Below are 24,129 nucleotides of genomic sequence, written 5' to 3'. Positions count from 1 at the left end.
TAACGAGCGCGCGATGAGCACGCGCCAGGCAACCGACAAGAACGATCCGCTGATCGAAAGCCGCGACCAGCTGGTCCTGCCCATGGCCACGGGCGAGAAGCCGCGCGCCGACTGGCGGATCGGCACCGAGCACGAGAAGCTCGTTTTCGCCACCAGCGACTATCACGCCCCGTCCTATGACGAGCCCGGCGGCATCCGCGACCTGCTGCTGGCCCTCAAGGAATTCGGCTGGCACGAGATCGAGGAAGGCGGCAAGGTCATCGCCATGGGCGGGCCGGACGGCACGGTCAGCCTCGAACCCGCCGGCCAGCTCGAACTGTCGGGCGCGCCGCTGGTCAACCTGCACCAGACCTGTTCGGAAACCGGGCGGCATCTCCAGCAGGTCAAGCAGATCGGCGACCGCTTCGGGATCGGTTTCCTCGGCCTCGGCATGTGGCCCGACAAGCGGCGCGACGAGCTGCCGATCATGCCCAAGGGCCGCTACGACATCATGCTGCGGCACATGCCGCGGGTCGGCACCATGGGCCTCGACATGATGCTGCGGACATGCACCATCCAGACCAACCTCGACTATTCGAGCGAGGCGGACATGGTGCAGAAATTCCGCGTCAGCCTCGCCCTCCAGCCGCTGGCGACCGCACTGTTCGCCAATTCGCCCTTTACGGAAGGGCGGCCCAACGGCTTCCTCTCCTACCGCAGCCACATCTGGTCCGACACCGACCCCGCCCGCACCGGCATGCTGCCCTTCGTCTTCGAAGAGGGCTTCGGCTACGAGCGCTATGTCGACTACATGCTCGACGTGCCGATGTACTTCGTGTTCCGCGAAGGGCGCTACATCGACGCCGCCGGCCAGTCGTTCCGCGACTTTCTCGATGGCAAGCTGCCCGCCCTGCCCGGCGAGCGCCCGACCCTGTCGGACTGGAACGACCACCTTTCCACCGCCTTCCCCGAGGTGCGGCTGAAGTCTTTCCTCGAAATGCGCGGGGCCGATGGCGGCCCGTGGAGCCAGATCTGCGCGCTGCCCGCCCTATGGGTCGGCCTGCTGTACGATCAGGGAGCGCTCGACGCGGCCTGGGATCTCGTCAAGGGCTGGGACATGGAGGGCCGCGAGACCCTGCGCGCCTCGGTCCCGAAGCTCGGCCTCGATGCCCCTCTGCCGGGTGGCGGCACCCTGCGCGACATCGCGGCAGAGGTTCTGGCCATCGCCCGTTCCGGTCTCAATGCGCGCGCGCAACTTAACGAGGCGGGCGACAACGAAAGCGGCTTCCTCGGCCCGCTCGACGATATCGTGGCGAGCGGCAAGGTCCCGTCCGAAGTGCTACTGGAAAAGTACCACGGCGCCTGGGGCGGCGACATTAGCCGGGCCTACGAAGACCATTTCTGACCCCGCCGGGGGTCAAGCGCTATTCCGCCGGCTGCACCACCGTCCGCCGGGGCGACGCCGCGCTGATCAGGCGCGAGAGGAAGCGGGTGATGGTCGGACTTCGCTCCATCCACGCGTGGTATTCCCGGTATTTCGCGTCTTCGGCGAGGAGGTGCTTCTCCTCGGTCTTGGCCCGCCAGAAATAGACCGCGCTGACCAGCGCGAGGATCACCGTATCGCGCAGGGCATCGTTGCGGTTGCCGCTGGTGACGAGGAACGGCAGGGTCGAGGCCCACCAGAACAGGTTCTTGGAAAGATAGGCCGGGTGGCGGCTCCAGCGGTAGGGCCCGTTGGTGAGCGTACCGCGCCAGGTGAGGTTGGAAAAGCGCAGGCCGAAGGCGACCGTCGCCCAGGCATAGATCGCGGTGAGGCTGACCAGCAGCGCGCACCAGATCCACTGCACCAGTGGATCACGCAGCCAGAAGGTCCAGTCGGCCGTGCCGGGATGATAGTCGAGCGGCGAGCCCGGCCCCATCAGAATGAAGGGCGGATAGCAGATCAGCGCCGCCACCCAGCCGGCCAGGTGCGGATTGGCGCTACGGATCTGCGCGTCGAGCGGCTTCAAGGTGACGAGATAGCCGACCATGGCGATCTGGACGTCGACGAGGAACAGCAGTTCGGTCAGCCAGCGCGCGGCGAGAACCGGCTCGCGGGCGATCCCGGAAAGGTCGGCCGTGGTCAGCGCGGCCCAGCCCGCCGGCAGGATCGAGATCATGAAGGCGCAGAAGAAGCCCTTGACCAGCCAGGCCCGGGCATGGATCCGCACCTGCTCGGGATCGTGCGGCTCGCGCCCGATCAGCAGGGCGCCGAAATGCCAGGCGCCGTCGCGCGGCTCCACCAGCACCCGGTCGAGCCAGAGGACATAGGGCACCGAGAGCAGGAACAGCGGCACGGCCGCCGCGCCGATCACGTCCATCGCGAAAAGGTAAGGCCCCTGCCAGTACCAGCGGGCCACGCAGTAGGCAAAGCCGATCAGCGCCCATGTTGCCCAGAGCCCGGCGATCTTGGTGACCGAGACATCGAGCACCTGCGACAGCGGGCGCGGCGCCGCCCAGTCGATCCCGGTCGAGGGGCGGCGGTGAACCTTGTCGACCAGCAGCGACCACACGACCATCGGCCCGCCCGACCAGACCAGCGCGGCCAGCGCGGCGTAAGGACCGGACAGGGGCTCGCGCGGGCCCGGAATGCCGAAAAGATCGGCCACCCCGGCCCAATGGCGACAGATCACCAGCCACGACATGAGCCCGGCAAGGCCGCACAGGCCCACGCCGGCCGACACGTCGCTGCGGGGGCGTTGGCCTGCTTGCATGGCGGCCTTGGTAAAGGCCAAGGGTGAGCAAAGGGTGAAGAGGGCCGGCGACGGCCCCCTTCAAACTGCCTCAGCGGAAGGCGCTGATCTGGCCGCCGTCGTCGAGCACGTAGATCGTGCGGTCAGCCACGATCGGGGCCAGGCTGATCCGCTTGCCAACCTTCTGGAACAGCGAGGCCTTGCCGTCCGCGACATTGGCCGAATAGACCTCGCCCCGCGAATTGCCGAGCCACAGGCGGCTGCCCGCCAGCACCGGCCCGGTCCAGTAGATCTGGCCCGACTTCTTCTTCTCGTTCTCGAAATGCGGCAGCTGGGTCACCCAGCGCGCCTTGCCCGTGGCGCGGGCGATGCACAGCAGCTTGGCATCGTCGGTCAGGGTGAAGATCCAGTCCCCGGCGATGGCCGGGGTGGAAATGCCGGCGAGGTTGAGTTCCCAGACGCGCTGGCCGGTGGTCAGTTCGTAAGCGGCCATGCGCCCGCCCTGGCCCAGCGCGAAAACCCGGCCGCGATCGATGATCGGGTCGGCGTCGATGTCGGTCAGCACGCCCACCGTGGTCGACAGCGAGGTGCGCGCCAGCGCGTCGGACCACAGGGTCCGTCCGTTTTCGTAGCGGTAGGCGACCAGTTCGCCGGTCGAGAAGCCGGCCACCACCGTGCCCGCGCCAACCGCCGGGGCGGCCACGCCGAACACGCCGGACAGGCCGGTCGAGGCGCTGACGGTCCACAGCACGGCGCCGTCAGCCGCATTGAGCGCGACCAACTGGTTGTCCTGGGTCATGGCATAGACCGCGTCGAAGGCGATCGTCGGCGAACCGCGCAGCGGCCCCGCCGGCTTGGCCTTCCACAGCTGCTTGCCGGTCGCCGCATCGAGCGCGGCGACTTCGCCGACGCCGGTGGTGACATAGACCTTGCCGTTGTCGAAGCTGGCGCCGCCGCCGAACACCGAAGTGGCGCCGTCACCCTTGATCGCGAAGCTGACGCGCCAGACCTCGCGCCCGGTCTGCGCGTCGAGCGCGTGGACAAGGCCCTCGGTGTCGAACACGAAAAGCTTGCCGCCGCCGACCACCGGCGCTGCGGCCAGACGCTCACGGCCAGACGACCCGGCGATCGACGCGGTCCAGATCCGGCCCGGATTCTCGCCCAGCGCAAGGTTGCCATAGGCCTTGCCCGGCGTATTGCCGGCCTGCGGCCAATCGGCATTCAGCTCGGCCGCGGGAAGGACCACGCTGACTTCGGCGAGGGTCGGATCGACCTTGGTCCCGGCCTCGACGCGCGAGAGGATCGGCACGCGGTTGCCAAAGGTCGGGGTCACCGGGCCCTTCTTGCCGCCGCAGGCGCCAAGCGCGAGCGCGAGGCTGAGCGCTGCCGGCACGGCAAGGGCGCGGATGCTGGATCCATTGGTCATGCGGAAATCTCTCCTGAATCGCATAGTCCGGCGCCTTATTCGGCGGGATTGGCAGGGGCCGCGGGAGCGGCTTCCGGCGCCGGGGCGGCGGCATTTCCGCGCGCGGAATTGGCGGCCTCGTTCACGTCATCGACCGCATCGACGCCGAGCAGGCCGGCCATCTGGCGGGCCCGCCCGCGCAGGGTGGTCGGCACCGCCTTGTCGCGCGAGATCGCGGCGAACAGGGGGCCGGCAAGGTCATTCCGGCCCTGCTTGACATAGGCCATGCCGAGCAGTTCGCCGGCGCTGCCGAAGAAGGGATTGCCGGGCGCGGCCAGCGGCTTGAGCCGGGCGACCATGCTGTCGGCCGTCATGCCCTCGAACCCCGCGGCAATCTCGCGGATCGTGGCAAGATCGCGGTAGGGCTGCGGCGCGGCGGCATCGGCGGCCACCTGCGCGAAGAGCTTCTGCGCCTCGCCTGCCTTGCCCTGCTCTTCCAGCATCCCGGCCTGGGTCAGCACGGCGGCGGCCTTGATCCCGTCCTTGCCCTCGGCCGCGAGCGGCTTCAGCTGGGCTGCGGCGGGATCGAACCGCCCGGCCTCGAGCTGGTCGAGCGCGAGGGTGAGCTGTTCGCCCTTCTCGCCATCGGCCTGGCTGCGGCTGTGCTCCCACCACAGGTAGCCGGCAAGGCCGACCAGGATCACGATGATGACGATCGCGAGGTTGCGGCCGTGGCGCTTCAATGCGTCCAGCACTTCCTGCTCGCGCAGCGCCTCGTCCACCTCGCGCATGAATCCGTCCTGCTGGGCGGAGGCGACGGTCGGAACGGCGGAGCCGGGACGGTTGGAATGCGGACGAAGGACCAAAACGGCAGCTTTCAGGAGGTGAACGAAATCAGCGCGTGTTTAGCGTGCGACGGCGGCTTTTCAACGCCAATGATGGTGAAGTGACCCTGAATGGCAACATCGCCCGGCCGGTTGTGCCCGGTTACGTGACTTTGCCGGGCGAAGCAAACCCGCTCAGGGAAACCGGCTGCGCCCCATGGCCTCCCCGTAGGTGCGGCGATAGGCCTCGAGCATGGCCCCTTCATCATAGTCGGCGCGGGCCCGAACGCGGTTGGCCGCCCCGATCGCGCGGCGCAGCGGACCATCGGCGGCAAGGGCAATCAGCGCATCGGCCAACAGGTCCTCGCGCCCCGGCGCGGTGATGTAGGGCGCGTTCTCCGCCGCGACCATCGCCGCGACGTCGCCCACGGCCGGGGCCGCGATCGCCAGCCCCGCCGCCATGGCCTCGGCCACCGAGAGCGGAAACTGCTCGCTGTCGGACGAGAGCGCGAAGAGATCGAACAGGCCGACCGCCTCGGCCGGGCTGGCCACGAAGCCCGGCAGGTGCACCCGGTGGCCGATGTCGAGGTCGATCGCCGTCTGCCGGATCGCCTCGCGCTCCGGCCCCTCACCAAGGATCACCAGCTGCCATTCTTCCGGCATGAACGAAAAGGCACGCACGAGGCGCGGCAGGTTCTTGACCGCGCGCAGCCCGGCCAGCGTGCCCAGCCACAGCTCGCCCTTGCGCTTGATCACGCGCGGGATCGCGTCGGTCCGGGGCTTTTTCGCATAGGCCGCCGTGTCGATCCCGTTGGCGATGCGCCGCACCCGCCAGCGCGGCTGGGCCCATTCGGTCAGGGCGATGGCTTCCAGCCGCGCCGAGGGCACGATCAGCGCCCCGGCCCGGCCCAGCGCGATACGGCGATACCAGTTGCGCGCCGGCTTCAGCCGCTCGGCCTCGTCCTCGTTGAACCCGTCCTCGTGGTGGACCAGCGGCGGCAGGCGCAGCGCCTTGGCGAACAGGGTGTGCGCCATCACCGCGTCCATCGCCCCCCAGTTGTAGGTGAGCACGAGGTCGAAGCCCTGCATGGCCTTGGCAAGACGCTGGAGCCGCCCCGGCGTGGGTCGCCCGGCAAGCGGCGGAAAGTCGTCCGGATAGGAAACGCTGATCTGCCGCCCCACCGCCGAGGCCGCGCCCAGCGCGCCGGGCTGGGCCGAGACGACGACGTGATCGATGCCCGGCCCGAACAGGGTCATCAGCCGCGCCGCGCGCAGTTCCTTGCCGCCGGCGTCGAAGCCCGAATGAAGGTGCAGGATGCGCAAGCTGGAGCCCTTTTTCGCCTCAGCCGATCCGGCCGAGCAGGCGGCCGACCGCCTCACACGCCTCGGGCTCGTCAAGCGTGGGCGCATGGCCGACGCCGGGCACGGTCAGCGTCTCGAGCCCGGGCAGTCGGGCCATCATCGCCACCAGCGTTTCGGCCGAGAGGATGTCGGACAGGGCGCCCCGCACGCAGAGCAGCGGCCGCCCGCCCAGCGATTCGAACGCGGGCCACAGGTCCAGCGGCGGCGCATCCTTGGCCTGCTCGAACGGCTCGGCGATCTTCATGTCGTAGTCGAACACGATCCGCCCGTTGGAGCCGACCGTCATCACCCGCTTGGCCATGGCCAGCCAGTCGTCCAGCGAATAGCCGGGATAGGACACCGCCTGGCTTTCCTCCAGCGCGCGGGCGGCGTGCATCCAGGTGGCGAAGGCCCGCCCCTGCCCGACATAGCCGCGAATGCGCGCCAGCCCCGCTTCCTCGATCACCGGGCCAATGTCGCCCAGCACCGCCCCCGCGACGAGGCCAGGATGCTTGAGCGAGAGGATCGCGGTCATCAGCCCGCCGAGCGAGGTGCCCACGGCCACGATCCACTCCAGCCCGAGCGCGCCGAGCAGCAGTTCGACATCCTCGACATATTGCAGCGGGTTGTAGCTGGCTGCATCCTTCGCCCAGTCGCTGTCCCCCCGTCCGCGCAGGTCGGGACAGATCACCCGCCACTCCCCGGCATGGCGCGCGGCCAGAGCGGCAAAATCGCGCGCGTTGCGGGTCAGGCCCGGCAGGCACAGCAGCGGCGGGCGGTCCTCCCGCCCCGGATAGTCGCGGTAATGGAGCTTGAGCCCGTCGCGGCTCGACCAGAAGCGATTCTCGAACTCGGCCATGTCGGGAACAGGTACTTTCGGCAGCGATAGGGTGCGCGGCCCCCGGGATGACTTGCCCCACGGCGCCGCGATCCCCACTATCGCCCGATGAGCGCCGAACCGCAAGCCGGGGCCTATCGCCCCGATCCCCAGATAGCCCCCCTCGCCCCATGGCTCGCCGATCCGGTCGCGGCGGCGGATTTTCCGCGCGCCGGCTTGCGCTTTCGCAACCAGCGCTGGGCCGGCGCGGTCGGCCTCGGCGATCTCACCGACGAGGACTGGACGCAGCATTTCGCCCGCTTCGCCCCGCTGCCCGGCAACCTGCCCCAGCCGCTCGCCCTGCGCTATCACGGCCACCAGTTCCAGGTGTACAACCCCGACATCGGAGACGGGCGCGGCTTCCTCTTCGCCCAGTTGCGCGACGCCGATGGGCGCCTGCTCGACCTTGGCACCAAGGGCTCGGGCCAGACCCCGTGGAGCCGCTTCGGCGACGGGCGGCTGACGCTCAAGGGCGCGGTGCGCGAGATCCTCGCCACCGAACTGCTCGAGGCCCACGGCGTCTACACCAGCAAGACCTTCTCGGTGATCGAGACCGGCGAGGAGCTGGTGCGCAATGACGAGCCGTCGCCCACCCGCTCGGCCGTGCTGGTCCGCCTCTCGCACGGACACATCCGGATCGGTTCCTTCCAGCGCCTGCTCGCGCTGGAGGAAAAGGACCACATGGCCGAGCTCGTCGACTATTGCCTCGCCCGGTTTCCCGGCTCGCCCGCGCCCGCCGATGCCCCGGGGCGGGACGAGCCGGCCGTGCGCCTCATGCACCAGGTGGTCGAACGACTGGCCGACATGGCCGCCTCCTACATGGTTTCGGGCTTTGTCCATGGCGTGCTCAACACCGACAACATGAACGTCACCGGCGAGAGCTTCGACTATGGCCCGTGGCGCTGGCTGCCGCGCTTCGATCCCGCTTTCACCGCGGCCTATTTCGATCACCAAGGGCTCTATGCCTATGGCCGCCAGCCGGGCGCGATCCACTGGAACTGCGGCCAGCTCGCCGTGGCGCTGCGCCTGCTGGCCGGCTCCGAGCCGCTGATCGCCGCGCTCGACCGTTTCGCGCCGCTTTACCGCGCGGCGCTGGGGCGGCGGTTCTGCTGGCGGCTCGGCGTCGAGCCGCAAGGCGAGGAGGCCGACCTCGCCCTGTTCCAGGGCGCCGGGCAATACATGCAGCAGGAAGGCCTTTCGCCCGACCTGTTCCACTTCCTCCACCGCGCCGGGCGCAATCCCCCCGAAGGCGCGCTGGGCGACCTGCTGCGCGCCCGCCGCCCCGCCGCCGCGCCCGACGACCCGCTCGGCCACCCGTTCTGGGCCGAGGCCGCACCCGTCACCAATCACATCGACGAGGTCGAGCGGATCTGGTCCGCGATCGCCGATCATGACGACTGGTCGCCCCTTCACGACCAGGTTGCCGCGATCCGCCGCCTCGGCGCGGCGCTCGGTCCGGCCCCGGTCCCGGCCGGTCACGGCTTTTGAACCGAAATCGCGCATTATCTTGGGGCGGGGGATAACAAAGGATTGCCTCCGTCCGCCGGGGCCGCGAAGATGGCGCCGACTGCGGGTCGCTCCGAGGGTACTTCACGATTGCGATGACCGATGAGATCGTTTCCCTGGCCCCCGCCACCGGCGCGGAATTGTGGCGCGCGCCGGTCGGCGATGTGGACGAACTGGTCGAGCGCGCCCGCCGCGCCTGGGGCACATGGGCGGCGCAATCGCTGGCCAACCGGATCGAGCTGTGCCGCCGTTTCGTCAACGAACTGCGCAAGGAGCAGGATTCCTTCGCGGAACTGATCGCGCAGGAATGCGGCAAGCCGCTGTGGGAAGCCCGCAGCGAGGTCGAGGCCGTGCTCGCCCGGGTCGAAATCTCGGTGCGCTCCTATGCCGAGCGCACGGCCCAGCGCCGGCTCGACAATGCGATGCAGGGCTCAACCGCGCTGCGCCACAAGCCGCACGGGGTCATGGCCGTGATCGGCCCGGCCACTTTCGCCGCGCACCTGCCCGCCGGGCACATCATCCCGGCGCTGATCGCGGGCAACGCCGTGATCTTCAAGCCGAGCGAAAAGGCGCCGGCCACGGGCGAGTTCCTCGTGCGCTGCATGCACCGCGCGGGCATTCCCGCCAATGCCCTGCAACTCCTCGTCGGCGGCCCCGCGATCGGCCAGGAACTGGTTGCCCACGATGGGGTGGACGGCATCCTGTTCACCGGCTCGGCGCTCAACGGCATCGCGATCAACCGCAAGCTCGCCACCAACCCGGCCAAGATCGTCGCCCTCGAACTGGGCGGCAACAACCCGATCGTGGTCTGGGACACCCCCAAGATCCAGGACGCGGCCACCCTCGTGGTGCAATCGGCCTTCGCCACCAGCGGCCAGCGCTGCACCAGCGCGCGGCGGCTGATCGTCCGCTCCAGCCTTTACGACGCCGTGGTCGGCGAGGTGAAGGCGCTCGCTGACCGGATCGTGGTTGGCGCCCCGTTCGACGATCCCCAGCCCTTCATGGGCCCGGTGATCGACAATGGCGCCGCCGAGGGGCTGACCGAGAGCTTCGTCTACCTGCTCTCCCACGGCGGCCGCCCGATCAAGCACATGGTCCGGCTCGACCGGGAGCGCCCCTTCCTCACCCCGTCGATCATCGACACGACCGCCATGGCCGAACGCCCCGACGTCGAACTGTTCGGCCCTCTGCTGCAGGTCATCCGGGTCGACGATTTCGACGAGGCCATTGCCGAGGCCAATGCCACCCGCTTCGGCCTCGTCGCCGCGCTGATCGGCGGCGCCCCGCAGGATTACAACCGCTTCTGGGCCAATGTCCGGGCCGGGGTGGTCAACTGGAACCAGACCACCAATGCCGCCACGGCCGGCGCCCCCTTCGGCGGGATCGGCCTGTCCGGCAATCACCGCCCCGGCGCCTTCTACACCGCCGACGCCTGCGCCTACCCCGTCGCCTCGACCGAACTCGAACAGCCCCGCGCCTCGATCGGCATCGGCCTCAAGGAAGTCTGATCGGCGAATTTGCCGCATGGGCCCTGCCAAATGGCCGCTTTCACGGCAGACACAGCGCGCAGTAAAGGGTAGGAAGGTCGGGTTAGCTGCCGTTCGGCGAGGCATTACCAATAAAGCCAAAGCTAAGCTCAGGCATCGACTTCAAGCCATCGAACACGCAGGTAAGGCGCCGCCTCTCTACGGTAGTTAGCGCAGCCGACCGGGTAAGTAGCTGTATTTCCACTTCATTGCCTGGGTGCGCTACGAACCGAATGTCCTCGGAAGCGTGACAACGCCTCACCAACTCATTGATCCGCTCCTGAACGATGGCGGTGTCGTTCACCGACGAAGCGTGCATCAGGAAGGTGAGGAAGAGCATAGGACCAAGCCTAATTTAATTCCTGTGTCGTGCAATGTCCGAAGCGTCGGCGGGTCCGGACAGTCCGCTTTCAGTCGGAAAACGCCGAAACCCGCCCCGGCCCCGCCCAAACCATTTTCCTACATCGCCCGCCCCTGTCATCCTCCGCCCGTTCTTTGAAAACCGGCCGCGCGAACAATCCCTGTAGGACAAGTGTCACCCATGCACTGTTCCGGCGAGCCCTTGAATAACAGCAGCTTAACTCCGGGACAGCGCCCGAACAGGGTGACACTCGTGTCACCCTGCGCGCTAAAGCCCGTTGGTCACCAGATCGACCTCGGTCATCAGATCGCGGCTGCGGACATAGGCAACGAAAGCGGCAGCGCCCTTCTGTCCGGCGACGACATGGTCCTCGCCCGCCAGCCGGTGGCGCGGGGAAAGCCCGGCGCGGCGGCCGCGGGTCCAGTAGAAGTCGACCACCTCGCCGAGCGGTACGGGGGTGCGAAACGTGACGACGCGCAGGCGGCAGGGCGCCGCGTCACTGCCCGCGGCATCCTGCACGTGGCCGCGCGGATAGATCGGCAGGACCGCCGGCATCCGCGCCGCCCAGATGAAAGCGTAGTCGAGGCTGCGCGCGCAGCCCCTACCGGGACCATTTTCGGCCAGTGCGCTGTTGGCGGTCAGTTCCGCGGTCATCCCGGCCGCCGAGGGAGCCCCCGGCTCGGGCTGCGGAGCGTGGAGCGGCGCGGCGCCGACCAGCCGGACCGCCTCGGCCCGCGCGGCCGCGATCGCTTCCGGGCTGCTGTCTTCCGGCGGAATCGGCACGGCGGGCGGGCCGCCGGGGGTGACCACGGCATGGCGCGGATTGATCCGGGCCAGATCGGGATCGGCCATGAGCTGCTCGTCCAGCGCGGCAGAGACGATCGGATCGCTGCTCGGCCGGCGGCCATCCTCGCCCGCCTTGCTGTCGCAGGCGGAGAGCGCCGGGACCAGCGCCAGCGCCGCGGCGGCGCAGATCGGCAAGGCGGTCCCACGCTTCATCCAGATTCCTCGTCTCACACCGGCACCAGCCCGGCCTTGCACGACCGGCCCCTGCCCGCGAATCGGTGAAAATTCGGTTCAGCCCGCACACGACCCGCGTCAGACTGCGCCAGATTGCCGACGAACGCCACCTTGCCGCAGCGCAGCAAAATCTCTAACGGCCGGCCATGGCCGCCAACCCTTCTTCAACCCGCCCGCAGGCAGCCCATCTGCGCGGCGGAATCCTGCTGGCGGTTCTCGCCAATCTGGTCTGGGGATCGGCGCCGATCTACTTCCATGCGCTCGGCCATGTCGATCCGCTGGTGATCGTGTCCTGCCGCATCCTGTTCTCGGTGCCCTTCTGCCTCGCGCTCACCGCCGCGACGCGCCAGACGGGCGAGGTCCGCGCCGCCCTGCGCGCGCCGAAGCGCGCGGCGGCACTCTGCACCAGCGCCGTCCTGGTCGGGGTCAACTGGTCGCTCTACATCTATGCCGTGTCCCAGCATCACGTGCTGGCGAGCAGCCTGGGCTACTACATCAACCCGCTGGTCTCGGTCCTGCTCGGCACCCTGTTCCTGCGCGAGCGCCTGTCGCCGCGGCAATGGCTGGCGATCGGCCTCGCCGCCCTGGCCGTGACCCTGCTGGCCGAGGAAGCTCTCGGCATGCTGTGGATCAGCATCTCGCTCGCGCTCACGTTCAGCCTCTACGGGCTGGTGCGCAAGGTGGTGGTGGTTCCGGCCGTAGCCGGGCTGACGGTGGAGACCCTGGTGCTGGCGCCGCCCGCGGCCGCCTATCTGGCTTGGCTCGTCCTGCACCGCCCCGAGGCGCTGCTGGGCTTCGACGCGGTGACATATCTCCTGCTGGCCGGGATGGGCCTGATCACCACCGTGCCGCTGGTCCTCTTCGCCGAGGCGACGCGGCAGCTCGACCTCTCGATCGTCGGCGTGCTCATGTACATCACGCCGAGCTTGCAGTTCCTCGTCGGCATCCTCGCGCTGGGCGAGGCGTTGCGGCCGATCCAGCTTGCCTGCTTCGTACTGATCTGGCTGGCGATCGGCATCTATCTTGCCGACCTCGCGCTGAGGAACCGGCGCCCGGTAACGGCCTGATCGCCCCTTCCGCTTCGCGGCCCGGCGCATTACCTAGGGCAGGCATGACAGGAACCCAACTCTACGCCCGCGCCCTGGTCCGCCTCTCTCCCGAAGAGGGTGAGGATGCCGCCGCCTTCCTCCAGGGACTGGTTACCAACGACGTGACCGGATTCCTGCCGGTCTGGGCCGGCCTGCTCAGCCCGCAGGGCAAGGTCCTGTTCGACTTCATCGTCTGGCCCGCCGGGCGCGACCTGCTGCTGGACTGCGAGGCCGAGGCGGCCGAAGCGCTGGTCAAGCGGCTCTCGCTCTACCGTCTGCGGCGCAAGATCGCGATCACCGTCGCAGAGCGCCTCTCGGTCCACTGGCGCCCGCACACCGGCGACGGCGCTGCGGCCGACCCGCGCCTGTCCGCGCTGGGCGAACGCTGGATCGCCCCGCCCGGCGCCGATGATGACGAGAGCGCCGACCAGGCCTGGCTCGCGCACCGGCTCGCCCACGGCGTGGCCGAGGGCCGCGCGGAACTGGGGGAGGGCGAGACCCTGTGGCTGGAATGCAATGCCGCCGAGTTGCACGGGGTGAGCTTCACCAAGGGCTGCTACGTCGGGCAGGAAAATACCGCGCGGATGAACTGGCGGCAGAAGGTCAATCGGCGGCTGGTGGTCGTGCCGATCGAGCGGTCGGACCCGGCGCGGCAGCGCGTGGCCTATCCGGCGCTGGGCAAGGCGATCGACCATCTGCGCCTCGAGGACATCGACGCGGCGCTGCTCCCGGCCTTCCTCAAGGACATCAAGGAATAGCACCGCTGCCCGGCGATCAGGGCAATGGCGGCGGCGCGAGGCCTGCCCGCTCAGTCGCCTCGGCCAGCATGCGCTCAGCCTGATCGCGCCCGGTGGTCCGGGCCAGATCGAGCGACTGGGTCAGCGGCGCGCCCATCAGCGCATCACCGAGCGCCAGCAGCACGAGGGTAAGCGTCGTCGCCCGCATGGCTTCCGAGCCGTAGTCGTGGAGGTCCTCGACCAGATCGTGGATCGCGCCAATGATCGGGTCGAGCGCGCCCTCGTTGCCCGTGAGCAACATCCACGAGGCCAGCGCGCCGCCGCCCTCACGGTCAAAGGCGTCGAACGTCAGGTCGACCACGTCGCGCGGGCTGGCAATGCCGGAGCGGCTGGCGATCACCGTTTCGCCGATCTTGGCGCAGATGGTCGAAGCAAGGTGTTCGGCCAGCGCCTTCTGCAGCCCGGCAGCCGAGCCGAAGTGATGCAGGAGGTTGGCGTGAGTCCGCCCGACCCGCTCGGCAACCGCCTTGAGCGTGACCGACTGCGGGCCCGTTTCGAGCAGCAGTGCCCGCGCCGCAGCCAGCGCGGCCGCGCGGCTTTCTTCCTGGGTCAGGCGGCGCCTTATTGACATCCTTGTAAGTAACTCTATCTTGGAGGGCATGGACGCGCCTCTCCCTGTCCCGATAGAACCACAGCGGCCTCTCGGCAACACCGTTCCGTCACAGGGCGGGCCCGCGATCACGGTGCGCGACCTGCGCTTCGGCCGGACCGGTTGGAGCCGGCGCTGGTGGCTGGGCGGCGATCCGGTGGCGAGCGCCTGGCACAATGCCCTGTCCGGCACCTTTCCGCGCGGCGAGGCCTTTTTTATCGAGGCGGTCAAGGCCTTCCGCGACGGGGCACCGCCGCGGCTCGCCGCGGAAATCCGCGCATTCGTGATCCAGGAGGTCAATCACACGCGCGAGCATGTCGCCTTCAACCGGATCGCGACCGAGGCCGGCTACGACATGGCGCGGGTCGATGCGCGGGTCGAGGCGATGATGGCGAAAACCCGCGGCCGCCCCAAGATCCTCGACCTCGCGGCAACCATGGCGCTGGAGCACTGGACGGCGATGATGGCGCACCAGTTTCTCTCGCGGCCCCAATACTTTGCCGGAGCCGACCCTCAGATCGCGCGGATGTGGCAATGGCACGCGATCGAGGAGATCGAGCACAAGGGCGTGGCCTTCGACACCTGGCTCCACGCGACGCGGGAATGGCCTGCGGGCAAGCGCTGGCGGGTGCGGGCACTGATGATGGCGGTGGTGACCTGGCACTTCCTGCGCCACCGCTTCGCCGATGGGCTGGACCTGCTTGGACAAGACGGAATTCCGCGCTGGAAAGCGAGGGTGAAGCTGGGCTGGTATCTCTGGGTAAAGCCCGGGGTCCTGCGGAGAATCGTGCCGGACTGGCTGCGCTTCTTCCGCCCCGGATTTCACCCCTGGGACGTCGATGACCGCCACCTGATCGGTGCGGCCGAGCAGGCGTTGCAGGACGCCTGAGGCGTCACTGCAACGCTATTGCAACGCCCCTACAACGCCCTTGCAAGCTCGTCAGGCGGCGCGGCGGGCCATGGTCGAGCCATCATCGTCGCAATCGCTCGGCTGGCCGAGGTCGATCGCGTGGATCGCGGCCGCCGAATCGGTGCCGCGCCCGCACGAATGGCGATGGACGATCTCCCCCGTCGGGCAGAAGCCGACCTTGCGCAGCACCCGGCCCGAGGCCGGGTTGTCGATGAAGTGCTGGGCGACGATCCGGCGGTGGCCGAGAGTGCGGGCCAGGGTCAGGACGGCGCGTGCCGCCTCGGTGGCATAGCCCTGCCCCCAGGCGTCGCGCGCGATCCAGTAGCCGAGTTCGGTCTGGTCTCCGATCCGTCCCAGACCGGCGGCGCCGACCAGACGGCTCCCGTCGGCGCCCGGCAGGGTGACGAGGAAATGCGGATGACGCGGAGACTGGGCCGTGGCGGCAAAGGCCTGCGCGTCTTCCGGCCGGTAGGGCCAGGGCGCGCGGGCCAGGTTGCGGACGATCCCCTCGTCCGCGATGCGGCTATGCAGTTCGTTCCAGTCCTCCGGCCAGCCGGGGCGCAGGAACAGGCGCTCGGTGCGAATGAACATGACGCTCTCCTCGTCGATCAGCCCGCTGACAGCGCGTCTACACCGCCAGCGTGACATTCGTGTTGCGCCGTGCGACCGGATGCTCGGAGCGCACGACAAGCGACTGAGGGAGAACGAAAAAAGGGAGACGGGCGGGGCCCCTCTCCCTCGTTGACGGCCAGTGTTCAGGACACTGGCGGGGCCATCCCGTGGGATGGCCCATGAATGACCATCCGGTTATTCTGCCGCTTCGGCCATCATGTCGACCGACACGTACTTGCGGCCGAGCTTGCCGTCGTGGAAGCGCACGCGGCCTTCCGTGAGAGCGAAGAGGGTGTGGTCCTTGCCCATGCCCACGTTCGCACCCGGATAGACGCGGGTCCCGCGCTGACGGATGATGATGTTGCCGCCGATCACTTCCTGACCGCCGAACTTCTTGACGCCAAGGCGACGGCCAGCCGAATCGCGACCGTTACGCGAGGAGCCGCCTGCTTTCTTGTGTGCCATGTCGAACTACTCCGAACTTATTCAGCAGCCGCAGCGGGGGCGGCGTCTTCAGCCTTGGCGGCCTTCTTGGCAGCCTTCTTCTCGGCCCCACCGACCGAAAGGATGCGCAGCAGGGTCATCTGCTGGCGGTGGCCGTTGCGACGACGGTAGTTATGCCGGCGACGCTTCTTGAAGACGATGACCTTCTCGCTCTTGGCCTGCGCGATGATCTCGGCCGAAACGACGACACCCGCCGAATCCTTGACCTCGCCGCCGTCGCCGGCGAGCAGGACGTCGCCCAAGGTGATCTTGTCACCGGCTTCACCAGCCAGCTTCTCAACCGCGATCTTGTCTCCGGCGGCAACCCGGTACTGCTTGCCGCCCGTGCGCACTACTGCGAACATGGTGCTCAATCCAATCTGTCTTTGCCCGTGCCGCCCCGCACGCTTTACCGGCAGAACCGGTTGCGGGCGACGCGCCGACTCCCTGCCCCGAAACGGACAGGTGCCGGAAGAAGCAGCGCCCCTAGTGCAACGGGCCTTTGCTGTCAACCGCGAGAGGCGGGGTTTCGCAGGGCTTCGCGAGGGTTTATGCCCCTATCCCATGAAACCCGTGATCGCGCCGCTGGCCGCGCTTGTCCTCCTTTCCGCCTGCGGCTCGCAAGGCGAATTTCCCTCACTCGCCAAACGTCAGGCCGAGCTGGCGCTGGAGGCCCGGCCCGCCGGATCGCCCCCTGCCCCGGCAGCCGCCGGGGCGCCCGGACGAATCACGGGAAGCGGGGCGCCGGCCGCCCCTGCCCCCGATGCCACGGCGAGCGAGCGGGCGGTTTCGGGCGACCTTGCCGCCCGTCTCAGGGAATTGGGAGATTCGGCGCGCGAGGCGCATGACCGGTTTGGCGAGAAGCGGGAGCGCGCGCGGCAACTGGTGGCGGCGGCGAACGGCGCACAGGTGGCGAGCGAGGCCTGGTCGGTGGCGACCGTGGCCGTGGCCGACCTCGAATCGGCGCGCAGCGATGCGATGATCTCGCTGGGCGAGCTTGACCGGCTCTATGCCGCGGAACGGATTGACGGCGGCGATGGGGTTGCCATCGCCGCCGTCCGCGACCAGGTGACCGCATGGGTCGCCGATGAAGATGCGGTCCTGGCCGAGCTGGGAAACCGTCTTAAAACCTGACCGGAAGGCGCATCGGCGCCCCCTTCCGGCTAAATCGGATCAGTGGCCGACCACCGCGTAGATCACGGCGATGGCGAGGCCCCAGGCGAGGATCAGGACCGGCAGGATCAGGACCTGGGCAGACGCCTCGGCGGCGGTCAGGCGGCCCGACAGGGTCTGGATGCCGCGGCTGGCGAACTGGCCCATGGAGAGGGTCGGATTGTCGTTGCCCGGCTTCATCGCCACCCACTTCCAGCCAAGCCCGAAGCCGCCGACGATCGAGACGACGAAGGCCGCCATCGGCAGGACCAGTTCCGCGTTCATGAACAGCGCGCTCATCACCACGAGAAAGCCGAGGTAGCAGGCGACCGTCAGGGCATAGAGTCCGGCGGGCAGCTCGAAGGTACGATTGACCCGGGTCTGGACCGGGGCATCGGCCACGAGGGCCTTGGCGGCGAGATCCGCCTGGGTAACGTGTCTGGACATCGGCGACACTCCTTTCGGGAGCGTCGTTAGGGCCGATGGGCGGGGCGTTCCTTGACCTCGATCAACGGGGCCGGCGGATTCGGCGGGCCGAGGTTGGGGCGTGGCTGCCCTGGATTGCCTCGACGCTGCGCTCCTCGCAATGACGAGGGGAAGTCGGGCTTACCAGCGGGTGAGGTCGGCGTGGTCCTGCTCGCGCGGTTCGATCCAGCGCCATTCTCCGCCCGAGCGTTCGCGTTTCCAGAACCACGAATCGCTCTTGAGGTGGTCCATCACGAAGTCGGTGGCGGCGAAGGCGTCGCGGCGGTGGCGGGCGGCAGCGGCGACGAGGACGATGGGGTCGCCCGGCACCATGACCCCGCTGCGGTGGACGACGAGGAGCCCAGCGAGGTTCCAGCGTGATTCGGCCTGTGCGGCGAGCGCCTGCATCCCCGGCAGGGTGAGCGGGGCGAAATGCCTGAGTTCGAGGGCGTCGACCGCATCGCCGGCGCGGACCTTGCCGAGGAATGAGACGATCCCGCCGGCTTCATCGTGCGCGGCGCCGAAGGCCGTGAGTTCGGCCGCCGGATCGAACGGCGCGAGGGCGAGGCGGACCTCGGGCATGGTCAGCCGCCGCTGACCGGGGGAAGGAAGGCGAGTTCGTCGCCTTCGGCGAGGACGAGGCCTTCGGGCGCGACCAGCGCGCCGTTGCGGGCGAGGCGGACGCGGGGGCCGGAGAGCGCTGCGGCGAGATCGGCGGGCAGGCCGGCGAGAATGTCCGCCAGGGCCGTGGGGGCGGTGAGCGGCAGCGCCCGTTCCGGGCCGCCGGCGAGGTCTTCCAGCCTTCCGAGAAACAGCAGGCGGGCCATCAGCCGCCGGTCATCGACATGTGGCGCGGCAGGGCCGGCTCCGCGCCGGGACGGTCGATCGCGAAAGAATGGCGCAGCGGCTTGATCCGCATGGCCTCGTCGATCGCGGCGGCAAGGTTTGCCTCGGGCTGGTCCGAGCGCAGGGCGGCGCGCAGGTCGACCTGCTCGCGCCCGCCGAGGCAGGCGAAGAGCTGGCCCGTGGCGGTGACGCGGATGCGGTTGCAGCCGTCGCAGAAATTGTTGGTGAGCGGGGTGATCAAGCCGAGACGGCCGCCGGTCTGCTCGACGTCGAAATAGCGCGCCGGGCCGCCGGTGCGGTGGCCGGAGGGCGCAAGGGTGAAGCGCTGTTCGAGGCTCTCGCGCACGGTGGAGAGTGGGAGGTAGTGATCGAAGCGGTCTTCCTCGACCTCGCCCAGCGGCATGACCTCGATCAGGGTCAGCTCCATGCCCTTGTCATGCGCCCAGTGCATCAGGTCGGGGATCTCGGCCTCGTTCACGCCCTTGAGCGCGACGGTGTTGAGCTTGACCTTGAGCCCGGCGGCGCGGGCCGCCTCGATCCCTTCGAGCACCTGCGGCAGCATGTCGCGCCGGGTCAGGCGGGCGAAAGTCTCGCGGTCGCGCGTGTCGAGCGAGACGTTGATGCGGCGCACCCCGGCCTCGAACAGATCCCCGGCCAGACCGGCGAGCTGAGTGCCGTTGGTGGTGAGGGTCAGTTCCTCGAGCCCGTCTCCCAGCTTGCGGCCGAGCGCGCGGACCAGCTCGATCATGTCGCGCCGCACGAGCGGCTCGCCCCCGGTTAGGCGCAGCTTGGTGATGCCGCGCGCGATGAAGCCGAGCGCAAGCTTGTGCAGTTCCTCGAGGCTGAGCACTTCCGCCTTGGGCAGGAAGGTCATCCGCTCGGGCATGCAATAGGAGCAGCGCAGATCGCACCGGTCGATCACCGAGAGCCGCAGGTAACTGATCCTGCGGGCGAACTGATCGACGAGGGGTGTTGCGGCCATTGGCACGGTCATACCACAGGACCGGCGCCCGCGCCATCGAGCGCGAGATATTGCCCGGTGAGGCCCGGCGCATCGGCGAGATAGGCGAGCGTGGCGGCGATGGCGGCCTCGTCGGCCGAGGCCAGCGCGTTGATCCGGGCCGGGGCATGGGCGCGGGCGAGGCTGGCGACGAGTTCGGCGCGCCAGCCGCGATGTTCGTGCCCGGCCGGGGCGAAGACGAGGGTCAGGACCGCGCCCCCGGAAAGGGCTTCGCGCACGCGCGGCAGGATCTCGGCGTGGAAGTGGGCGCTGGCCGCGAGCGCGTCGCCGGGCAAGGGGCCGACGTCGAGCCGCATCACTTCAGCGACGCTCGCGGTGGAGGGTCATGCCGATCTGCTCGCCCGCCTCGGCAATGGCGAGCTTGACGATCTTGACCGTGACGGCCTCGACCCGCTCGTCGCCCACGAACAGGGTTTCGCAGATGTGATCGGCCACGGCCTCGATCAGCTTGAAGTGGACGCCCGGCGGCAGGGCTTCGCGCGCCGCGAACTTGAGGTCCATGTAGTTCTTGCTGGCGCCCAGCGGGGTATCGGGGCCGTAGTGCGGCGCGGGCTTCAGGCGGACCTTGATCGTGATGCGCAGCGGCTGGGGCTGGCCGGTCTCTTCCGAATAGATGCCGGTGAGGACGTCGACTTCGAGGTCGGCCACTTCGAGGATCAGCGAATCGGTCATCGGGCGCGGCTTAGCTCTTGTTGGACCAGCGGGCGAAGATCGCGGTGGGCAGGAGACGGCCGTTGTCGTCTTCGCGCACCGCGAGGTCGCCGTGCTCGATCGCGCCGGGCAGATCGGCGAAGACTTCGCTGAGGAGGCCGGCGAGCGCGAGCGAACTCATGCGCACGGCATAGACGGTGAGGAAGAGGAAGCGGCTGTCGGCATCGAGCAGCCGGCGGCAATCTGCGACGAGGCCGGGAAGGTGTTCCTCCAGCCGCCAGACCTCGCCTTCGGGGCCGCGCCCGAACTTGGGGGGATCGAGGATGATCCCGTCATAGCGCTTGCCCCGGCGCACTTCGCGCGCGGCGAACTTGGCGGCATCGTCGATGATCCAGCGGACCGGGCGCTGCTCCATGGCCGAGAGCGCGGCATTGGCGCGGGCCTGGGCGACGGACTTCTTGCTGGCGTCGACATGGGTGACCGGACCGTGCTCGCTCAGGCTGAGCGTGCCGACGCCGGTGTAGCCGAACAGGTTGAGGGTCTGCGCCTCGGCCTTGCCTTCGAGCATTTCGCCCATCCAGTCCCACACCGGGGCCATGTCGGGGAAGAAGCCGAGGTGGCGGAAGGGGGTGCAGGAGGCCGTGAATTTCACGCCCCCGCGCGACAGGTCCCAGCCTTCGCGGGGGACTGGCCCGGAGAACTGCCACCGGCCGCCGCCGTCCTCGTCGGAGCCGGGGACGAATTCGCCGTGGGCCTGCCAGTCGGCCAGCTTGGGCGTCCACATCGCCTGGGGCTCGGGGCGCACGAAGCGGTAGGGGCCGTAGCGCTCCAGCTTGCGGCCATGGCCGGAGTCGACCAGGCCATAATCGGCCCAGCCGTCACCGACGAGAAGCCGGGGCGTCTCGTCGAGGCGGGCCATCAGGCGTTCCCCATCATGGGCGCGGCGTTGCGTGGGCCGAGACGTAGTCGGCCACGGCGTCGTAGTCTCCGGGGAGCGCGGTGAGGCGTTCCTCGCGCTCGAACAGGTCGCCGACGCGGGTCGGGAGCGTCGGGCGGATGCCGGTGGCATGCTCGACCGCGTCGGTGAACTTGGCCGGGTGCGCCGTGGCGAGGGTGACGACCGGAATGTCGGCGGCGATCCCGGCGACGCGGGCGGCGTGGAGGCCGATCGCGGTGTGCGGGTCGATGGTCTCGCCGCATTCGACGAAGGCCCAGCGGATCGCGCGGTTCATGTCATCGGCGTCGGCGCGGGCCGAGGAGAACAGGGCGGCGGCGCCCTCGCGCTGGGCGTTGGTGAGCTGCATCGCCTTGGTCGCCTCGAAGCCGGCCATCTGCTCGGCCAGCGCCTTGCCGTCGCGCCCGCCGACGTCGAACAGCAGGCGTTCGAAGTTGGACGAGACCTGGATGTCCATCGAGGGGGCAGCCGTCGGCGTGACGGTGCCCTGCGAATAGTCGCCGGTCGACAGCGCGCGGTGGAGGATGTCGTTGACGTTGGTGGCAACGATCAGGCGCTCGATCGGCAGGCCCATCTGCGCAGCGACATAGCCGGCGAAAACGTCGCCGAAATTGCCGGTCGGCACCGAGAAGGCGACCTTGCGCTGCGGCGCGCCGAGCTGGAGCGCGGCGGCGAAGTAATAGACCACCTGGGCCATCAGGCGCGCCCAGTTGATCGAGTTGACCGCGCCGATGGCGAAGCGGTCGGTCATGCCGTTGTCGTTGAACATGCGCTTCACCATCGCCTGGGCATCGTCGAACGAGCCCTCGATGGCGATGTTGTGGACGTTGGGCGCCAGCACCGTGGTCATCTGGCGGCGCTGGACGTCGGACACCCGGCCGCGCGGGTGGAGCATGAAGATGTCGATCTTCGCCCGGCCCGCGACGGCGTCGATCGCGGCCGAGCCGGTATCGCCCGAGGTGGCGCCGACGATGGTGAGGTTCTGCTCGCTGCGAGCGAGGAATTCCTCGAACAGCAGGCCGAGCAGCTGGAGCGCGACGTCCTTGAAGGCCAGCGTCGGCCCGTGGAACAGTTCGAGCAGCCACTGCTGCTGGTCGAGCTGCTTGAGCGGCGTCACGGCGGCATGGGCGAAGCGGCCATAGGCGGCGCGGGTCAGTTCGAGCAGGCGCTCTGCACTGAGGCTCCCCTCGACGAAGGGCAGCATGATCTTCTGGGCCAGCTCGGCATAGGGCAGCCCGGCCATCGCCGCGATCTCGTCTTGCGAGAACTTCGGCCAGGTGCGCGGCACGTAGAGCCCGCCGTCGGAGGCGAGACCGGCGAGAGTTGCTCCGGCGAAATCGAGCGCGGGCGCGCTGCCACGAGTGCTGATATAGTCCATGGGGCCGCGCGTTAGCGTCACATCGCGGCAAAGGAAACCCTTGCGGCGATTCGGAGTTGCACAGGATTATTGCGCGAACGAGCGCGCGAATGGCGCGCAAGCTGGGCTGGAGTGGGGAAATGGACCTGAAGTTCACCGTGTTCGGGCGAATCGCCCGGCCTGTCGCCGAAGTTTACGAGGCCGTGGCCGACCCGGCCCAGCTCTCGGCCTATTTCACCACCGGCGGGGCCCGCGGCCGGATCGAGACCGGCGCCACCGTGACCTGGGACTTCGCCGACTTTCCCGGCGCCTTCCCGGTCGAGGTGGTGGAAGCCCATGCCGGCGAGCGGATCGTGCTGCGCTGGCAGGCGCGCGAGGCGGCCGGCAGCGAAGGCAAGTCGACCGTGACCTTCTCGTTCATGCCGACCGACGACGGGCGCACCCTCGTTGAGATCAGCGAGGGTGCCTGGCAGGAGAGCCAGGCCGGGCTCGACGCCAGCTACGGCAATTGCATGGGCTGGTCGCAGATGCTCTGCGCGCTCAAGATGTGGCTGGAGCACGGGGTGAACCTGCGCGAAGGTATGTATGTTTAGGTTATGCCGCCGCTCGGCCCATGGCGGCCTGCAAATGGCGACACAACCTAACCGCGCAGGCGCTTCCTCAGCGCGAGGGCGTAGATGATCACGGCGATGGCGGCGAAGAGGAACCACTGCACGGCATAGGCCAGGTGGTTGTTGGGAATGTCGCGCGGGTCGGGCCGGGCATTGGGCTGGAGGCCGGCGAGCGGGGGATCGGCATAGACCAGAACGTCTTCGCCCTTGGGAACGAAGGTTCCCGTCACCGCCCCGCCTTGCCACGTTGCCGGCGCTGGCTGGCTGGACCAGCCCAGTACGATGCGCGCCTTCGCCCCTTCCGGCGTCGCGCATTGCACCACCTGCGCCCAGCCTGATTGGCCGCTGGCGCTGCGGCCCGCTTCGGGCTGGGCCGGACCGGCCGAACGGCATTCCAGCTGCAACCGGGTGTAACCAAGGGGAGCGATCCCACCGCGCGGCCATGGATGAACCGTGCGGTCAGCCTCTGCCGCGGTGAAACGGGCGAGCATGTCCTGCTTCTGGGCCAGACGGTCGAGCTGCCAGAAGCCGAGACGGACCATGATCGCGGCGGCGATCAGGACGATCGCGGTCGGGATGATGGGGATCCTGCGGGTCATTCGCCGTCTTTCGGCGTGATCGTCCAGTCCTCGTTCACGGCTTCCTTGGCGTGCCGGCGGTATTCGGCCTGTAGCAGCCATGCCTTGGTGCCGCGCAGGCCGCCCAGCACGCAGAGCGCGGTGAGCGGGACCCAGAGCACGGCGTGGACCCAGAACGGCGGGCTGGCCGCCAGTTCGAGCCAGATCGCAAGGCCCGTTACCAGCGTGCCGATGACGAGGGTGAGGAAGGCAGCGGGACCATCGCCCACGTTGAAGCGGGTGAAGTCGAGCCCGCAGGCGCGGCAGCGGTCGGCGAACTTCGCATAGCCCGCGAACAGGGTGCGCGCGCCGCAGCGGGGGCAGCAACCGAAAAGGGCAGCCTTGGCGGTGCCAGGCTGCCCCTTCGTTGCGTCCGGTTGGACGGGTTCGGTCACTATTCGATC

General features: G+C 69.0%; 29 protein-coding genes. 8 read left to right on the top strand and 21 right to left on the bottom strand.

The genetic code is table 11. The features are described from left to right. Window positions 1-13: 13 nt before the first annotated feature. Window positions 14-1,384: a glutamate--cysteine ligase gene (locus H7F51_RS09850; protein WP_185664071.1), complete on the top strand. Its 1,371-nt coding sequence runs from the start codon at window positions 14-16 to the stop codon at window positions 1,382-1,384. 19 nt (window positions 1,385-1,403) lie between these two features. Here the strand turns inward: H7F51_RS09850 and H7F51_RS09845 are convergent, their stop codons facing one another. The 5 genes from H7F51_RS09845 to H7F51_RS09825 all read right to left on the bottom strand — a co-directional run bounded on the left by H7F51_RS09845 (window position 1,404) and on the right by H7F51_RS09825 (window position 7,140). Beyond that, window positions 1,404-2,732: a methyltransferase family protein gene (locus tag H7F51_RS09845; RefSeq protein WP_185664070.1), complete on the bottom strand. Its 1,329-nt coding sequence runs from the start codon at window positions 2,730-2,732 to the stop codon at window positions 1,404-1,406. 70 nt (window positions 2,733-2,802) lie between these two features. Continuing rightward, on the bottom strand, window positions 2,803-4,137 hold the full coding sequence (locus H7F51_RS09840; protein ID WP_185664069.1) for an outer membrane protein assembly factor BamB family protein: 1,335 nt from the start codon (window positions 4,135-4,137) through the stop codon (window positions 2,803-2,805). 35 nt (window positions 4,138-4,172) lie between these two features. Continuing rightward, complete coding sequence (locus H7F51_RS09835) at window positions 4,173-4,982, bottom strand: tetratricopeptide repeat protein (RefSeq protein WP_221774081.1); 810 nt, start codon at window positions 4,980-4,982, stop codon at window positions 4,173-4,175. 153 nt (window positions 4,983-5,135) lie between these two features. Beyond that, entirely contained in the window at window positions 5,136-6,263 is a 1,128-nt protein-coding gene (locus H7F51_RS09830) for a glycosyltransferase (RefSeq protein ID WP_246448066.1), read from the bottom strand. A gap of 19 nt (window positions 6,264-6,282) precedes the next feature. Beyond that, window positions 6,283-7,140 (bottom strand): alpha/beta fold hydrolase, encoded by an 858-nt coding sequence (locus H7F51_RS09825; protein WP_185664067.1) that lies wholly within the window; start codon window positions 7,138-7,140, stop codon window positions 6,283-6,285. An 87-nt stretch (window positions 7,141-7,227) separates the two neighbouring features. Here H7F51_RS09825 and H7F51_RS09820 point away from each other — a divergent pair, with 87 nt between their 5' ends. Both H7F51_RS09820 and H7F51_RS09815 read left to right on the top strand, forming a co-directional pair. Beyond that, window positions 7,228-8,646, top strand: coding sequence for a protein adenylyltransferase SelO family protein (locus tag H7F51_RS09820; protein WP_185664066.1), 1,419 nt, complete (start codon window positions 7,228-7,230; stop codon window positions 8,644-8,646). 107 nt (window positions 8,647-8,753) lie between these two features. After that, entirely contained in the window at window positions 8,754-10,172 is a 1,419-nt protein-coding gene (locus H7F51_RS09815) for a succinylglutamate-semialdehyde dehydrogenase (protein WP_343061262.1), read from the top strand. An 82-nt stretch (window positions 10,173-10,254) separates the two neighbouring features. Here the strand turns inward: H7F51_RS09815 and H7F51_RS09810 are convergent, their stop codons facing one another. Both H7F51_RS09810 and H7F51_RS09805 read right to left on the bottom strand, forming a co-directional pair. After that, window positions 10,255-10,530 (bottom strand): hypothetical protein, encoded by a 276-nt coding sequence (locus H7F51_RS09810; protein ID WP_185664064.1) that lies wholly within the window; start codon window positions 10,528-10,530, stop codon window positions 10,255-10,257. Window positions 10,531-10,818: 288 nt separating this feature from the next. Continuing rightward, on the bottom strand, window positions 10,819-11,550 hold the full coding sequence (locus H7F51_RS09805) for a hypothetical protein (RefSeq protein WP_185664063.1): 732 nt from the start codon (window positions 11,548-11,550) through the stop codon (window positions 10,819-10,821). 167 nt (window positions 11,551-11,717) lie between these two features. Between H7F51_RS09805 and rarD the strand changes: the two genes are divergently transcribed. After that, complete coding sequence (gene rarD, locus H7F51_RS09800; protein ID WP_185664062.1) at window positions 11,718-12,638, top strand: EamA family transporter RarD; 921 nt, start codon at window positions 11,718-11,720, stop codon at window positions 12,636-12,638. 44 nt (window positions 12,639-12,682) lie between these two features. After that, window positions 12,683-13,417: a CAF17-like 4Fe-4S cluster assembly/insertion protein YgfZ gene (ygfZ, locus tag H7F51_RS09795; RefSeq protein ID WP_185664061.1), complete on the top strand. Its 735-nt coding sequence runs from the start codon at window positions 12,683-12,685 to the stop codon at window positions 13,415-13,417. Between the two features lie 16 nt (window positions 13,418-13,433). Here the strand turns inward: ygfZ and H7F51_RS09790 are convergent, their stop codons facing one another. Beyond that, the gene (locus H7F51_RS09790; protein WP_185664060.1) at window positions 13,434-14,027 is read right to left on the bottom strand and encodes a TetR/AcrR family transcriptional regulator; all 594 of its coding nucleotides are present in this window, start codon (window positions 14,025-14,027) and stop codon (window positions 13,434-13,436) included. 28 nt (window positions 14,028-14,055) lie between these two features. On the opposite strand from H7F51_RS09790, the gene H7F51_RS09785 reads away from it, so the two are divergent. Next, entirely contained in the window at window positions 14,056-14,934 is an 879-nt protein-coding gene (locus tag H7F51_RS09785; RefSeq protein WP_185664059.1) for a metal-dependent hydrolase, read from the top strand. 51 nt (window positions 14,935-14,985) lie between these two features. Here the strand turns inward: H7F51_RS09785 and H7F51_RS09780 are convergent, their stop codons facing one another. From H7F51_RS09780 to rplU, 3 genes are all read right to left on the bottom strand, one after another. Then, on the bottom strand, window positions 14,986-15,546 hold the full coding sequence (locus H7F51_RS09780; protein WP_185664058.1) for a GNAT family N-acetyltransferase: 561 nt from the start codon (window positions 15,544-15,546) through the stop codon (window positions 14,986-14,988). A gap of 216 nt (window positions 15,547-15,762) precedes the next feature. Beyond that, window positions 15,763-16,032 (bottom strand): 50S ribosomal protein L27, encoded by a 270-nt coding sequence (gene rpmA / locus H7F51_RS09775; protein ID WP_185664057.1) that lies wholly within the window; start codon window positions 16,030-16,032, stop codon window positions 15,763-15,765. A 17-nt stretch (window positions 16,033-16,049) separates the two neighbouring features. Continuing rightward, window positions 16,050-16,415, bottom strand: a complete 366-nt coding sequence (gene rplU / locus H7F51_RS09770) for a 50S ribosomal protein L21 (protein ID WP_185664109.1) — start codon at window positions 16,413-16,415, stop codon at window positions 16,050-16,052. Window positions 16,416-16,614: 199 nt separating this feature from the next. Here rplU and H7F51_RS09765 point away from each other — a divergent pair, with 199 nt between their 5' ends. After that, window positions 16,615-17,184 carry a hypothetical protein gene (locus H7F51_RS09765; RefSeq protein WP_185664056.1) on the top strand — a complete coding sequence of 190 codons (570 nt, stop codon included), beginning with the start codon at window positions 16,615-16,617 and terminating at the stop codon, window positions 17,182-17,184. Window positions 17,185-17,223: 39 nt separating this feature from the next. On the opposite strand, the gene H7F51_RS09760 is transcribed toward H7F51_RS09765, so the two are convergent. The 8 genes from H7F51_RS09760 to thrC form a co-directional block, all read right to left on the bottom strand. After that, the gene (locus H7F51_RS09760) at window positions 17,224-17,649 is read right to left on the bottom strand and encodes a hypothetical protein (RefSeq protein WP_185664055.1); all 426 of its coding nucleotides are present in this window, start codon (window positions 17,647-17,649) and stop codon (window positions 17,224-17,226) included. Window positions 17,650-17,808: 159 nt separating this feature from the next. Beyond that, complete coding sequence (locus H7F51_RS09755) at window positions 17,809-18,249, bottom strand: molybdenum cofactor biosynthesis protein MoaE (protein WP_185664054.1); 441 nt, start codon at window positions 18,247-18,249, stop codon at window positions 17,809-17,811. Between the two features lie 2 nt (window positions 18,250-18,251). Further along, a complete protein-coding gene (locus tag H7F51_RS09750; RefSeq protein WP_185664053.1) occupies window positions 18,252-18,494 on the bottom strand; it encodes a MoaD/ThiS family protein in 243 nt (80 codons plus the stop codon). Further along, entirely contained in the window at window positions 18,494-19,495 is a 1,002-nt protein-coding gene (gene moaA / locus H7F51_RS09745; protein ID WP_185664052.1) for a GTP 3',8-cyclase MoaA, read from the bottom strand. Before moaA ends, H7F51_RS09750 begins: the two co-directional genes overlap by 1 nt. 8 nt (window positions 19,496-19,503) lie before the next feature. Continuing rightward, the gene (locus H7F51_RS09740; RefSeq protein WP_185664108.1) at window positions 19,504-19,830 is read right to left on the bottom strand and encodes a Rossmann fold domain-containing protein; all 327 of its coding nucleotides are present in this window, start codon (window positions 19,828-19,830) and stop codon (window positions 19,504-19,506) included. Between the two features lie 4 nt (window positions 19,831-19,834). Continuing rightward, window positions 19,835-20,206 (bottom strand): dihydroneopterin aldolase, encoded by a 372-nt coding sequence (locus H7F51_RS09735; protein WP_185664051.1) that lies wholly within the window; start codon window positions 20,204-20,206, stop codon window positions 19,835-19,837. Between the two features lie 10 nt (window positions 20,207-20,216). Continuing rightward, on the bottom strand, window positions 20,217-21,104 hold the full coding sequence (locus H7F51_RS09730) for a class I SAM-dependent methyltransferase (protein ID WP_185664050.1): 888 nt from the start codon (window positions 21,102-21,104) through the stop codon (window positions 20,217-20,219). A gap of 13 nt (window positions 21,105-21,117) precedes the next feature. After that, entirely contained in the window at window positions 21,118-22,518 is a 1,401-nt protein-coding gene (thrC, locus tag H7F51_RS09725) for a threonine synthase (RefSeq protein ID WP_185664049.1), read from the bottom strand. An 89-nt stretch (window positions 22,519-22,607) separates the two neighbouring features. Here thrC and H7F51_RS09720 point away from each other — a divergent pair, with 89 nt between their 5' ends. After that, a complete protein-coding gene (locus H7F51_RS09720) occupies window positions 22,608-23,090 on the top strand; it encodes an SRPBCC family protein (protein WP_246448064.1) in 483 nt (160 codons plus the stop codon). Window positions 23,091-23,137: 47 nt separating this feature from the next. On the opposite strand, the gene H7F51_RS09715 is transcribed toward H7F51_RS09720, so the two are convergent. Continuing rightward, window positions 23,138-23,707 carry an SURF1 family cytochrome oxidase biogenesis protein gene (locus H7F51_RS09715; RefSeq protein ID WP_185664048.1) on the bottom strand — a complete coding sequence of 190 codons (570 nt, stop codon included), beginning with the start codon at window positions 23,705-23,707 and terminating at the stop codon, window positions 23,138-23,140. Next, entirely contained in the window at window positions 23,704-24,120 is a 417-nt protein-coding gene (locus tag H7F51_RS09710; RefSeq protein ID WP_185664047.1) for a DUF983 domain-containing protein, read from the bottom strand. Before H7F51_RS09710 ends, H7F51_RS09715 begins: the two co-directional genes overlap by 4 nt. Window positions 24,121-24,129 lie beyond the last annotated feature (9 nt).

The organism is Novosphingobium flavum (assembly GCF_014230315.1).
GTDB lineage: Bacteria > Pseudomonadota > Alphaproteobacteria > Sphingomonadales > Sphingomonadaceae > Novosphingobium > Novosphingobium flavum.
This window is presented reverse-complemented; position numbering and strand designations above follow the sequence as displayed.

What these genes read in the sequence shown, in the direction of transcription:
- H7F51_RS09810 (WP_185664064.1), bottom strand. Translation starts at nt 10,530, where the DNA reads ATGCTCTTCCTCACCTTCCTGATGCACGCTTCGTCGGTGAACGACACC.
- H7F51_RS09840 (WP_185664069.1), bottom strand. Translation starts at nt 4,137, where the DNA reads ATGACCAATGGATCCAGCATCCGCGCCCTTGCCGTGCCGGCAGCGCTC.
- H7F51_RS09780 (WP_185664058.1), bottom strand. Translation starts at nt 15,546, where the DNA reads ATGTTCATTCGCACCGAGCGCCTGTTCCTGCGCCCCGGCTGGCCGGAG.
- H7F51_RS09805 (WP_185664063.1), bottom strand. Translation starts at nt 11,550, where the DNA reads ATGAAGCGTGGGACCGCCTTGCCGATCTGCGCCGCCGCGGCGCTGGCG.
- rarD (WP_185664062.1), top strand. Translation starts at nt 11,718, where the DNA reads ATGGCCGCCAACCCTTCTTCAACCCGCCCGCAGGCAGCCCATCTGCGC.
- H7F51_RS09720 (WP_246448064.1), top strand. Translation starts at nt 22,608, where the DNA reads ATGGCGCGCAAGCTGGGCTGGAGTGGGGAAATGGACCTGAAGTTCACC.
- H7F51_RS09730 (WP_185664050.1), bottom strand. Translation starts at nt 21,104, where the DNA reads ATGGCCCGCCTCGACGAGACGCCCCGGCTTCTCGTCGGTGACGGCTGG.
- H7F51_RS09820 (WP_185664066.1), top strand. Translation starts at nt 7,228, where the DNA reads ATGAGCGCCGAACCGCAAGCCGGGGCCTATCGCCCCGATCCCCAGATA.
- rpmA (WP_185664057.1), bottom strand. Translation starts at nt 16,032, where the DNA reads ATGGCACACAAGAAAGCAGGCGGCTCCTCGCGTAACGGTCGCGATTCG.
- H7F51_RS09845 (WP_185664070.1), bottom strand. Translation starts at nt 2,732, where the DNA reads ATGCAAGCAGGCCAACGCCCCCGCAGCGACGTGTCGGCCGGCGTGGGC.
- H7F51_RS09785 (WP_185664059.1), top strand. Translation starts at nt 14,056, where the DNA reads ATGGACGCGCCTCTCCCTGTCCCGATAGAACCACAGCGGCCTCTCGGC.
- H7F51_RS09750 (WP_185664053.1), bottom strand. Translation starts at nt 18,494, where the DNA reads ATGGCCCGCCTGCTGTTTCTCGGAAGGCTGGAAGACCTCGCCGGCGGC.
- rplU (WP_185664109.1), bottom strand. Translation starts at nt 16,415, where the DNA reads ATGTTCGCAGTAGTGCGCACGGGCGGCAAGCAGTACCGGGTTGCCGCC.
- H7F51_RS09850 (WP_185664071.1), top strand. Translation starts at nt 14, where the DNA reads ATGAGCACGCGCCAGGCAACCGACAAGAACGATCCGCTGATCGAAAGC.
- moaA (WP_185664052.1), bottom strand. Translation starts at nt 19,495, where the DNA reads ATGGCCGCAACACCCCTCGTCGATCAGTTCGCCCGCAGGATCAGTTAC.
- H7F51_RS09825 (WP_185664067.1), bottom strand. Translation starts at nt 7,140, where the DNA reads ATGGCCGAGTTCGAGAATCGCTTCTGGTCGAGCCGCGACGGGCTCAAG.
- H7F51_RS09735 (WP_185664051.1), bottom strand. Translation starts at nt 20,206, where the DNA reads ATGACCGATTCGCTGATCCTCGAAGTGGCCGACCTCGAAGTCGACGTC.
- H7F51_RS09755 (WP_185664054.1), bottom strand. Translation starts at nt 18,249, where the DNA reads ATGCCCGAGGTCCGCCTCGCCCTCGCGCCGTTCGATCCGGCGGCCGAA.
- H7F51_RS09760 (WP_185664055.1), bottom strand. Translation starts at nt 17,649, where the DNA reads ATGTCCAGACACGTTACCCAGGCGGATCTCGCCGCCAAGGCCCTCGTG.
- thrC (WP_185664049.1), bottom strand. Translation starts at nt 22,518, where the DNA reads ATGGACTATATCAGCACTCGTGGCAGCGCGCCCGCGCTCGATTTCGCC.
- H7F51_RS09740 (WP_185664108.1), bottom strand. Translation starts at nt 19,830, where the DNA reads ATGCGGCTCGACGTCGGCCCCTTGCCCGGCGACGCGCTCGCGGCCAGC.
- H7F51_RS09715 (WP_185664048.1), bottom strand. Translation starts at nt 23,707, where the DNA reads ATGACCCGCAGGATCCCCATCATCCCGACCGCGATCGTCCTGATCGCC.
- H7F51_RS09790 (WP_185664060.1), bottom strand. Translation starts at nt 14,027, where the DNA reads ATGTCAATAAGGCGCCGCCTGACCCAGGAAGAAAGCCGCGCGGCCGCG.
- ygfZ (WP_185664061.1), top strand. Translation starts at nt 12,683, where the DNA reads ATGACAGGAACCCAACTCTACGCCCGCGCCCTGGTCCGCCTCTCTCCC.
- H7F51_RS09765 (WP_185664056.1), top strand. Translation starts at nt 16,615, where the DNA reads ATGAAACCCGTGATCGCGCCGCTGGCCGCGCTTGTCCTCCTTTCCGCC.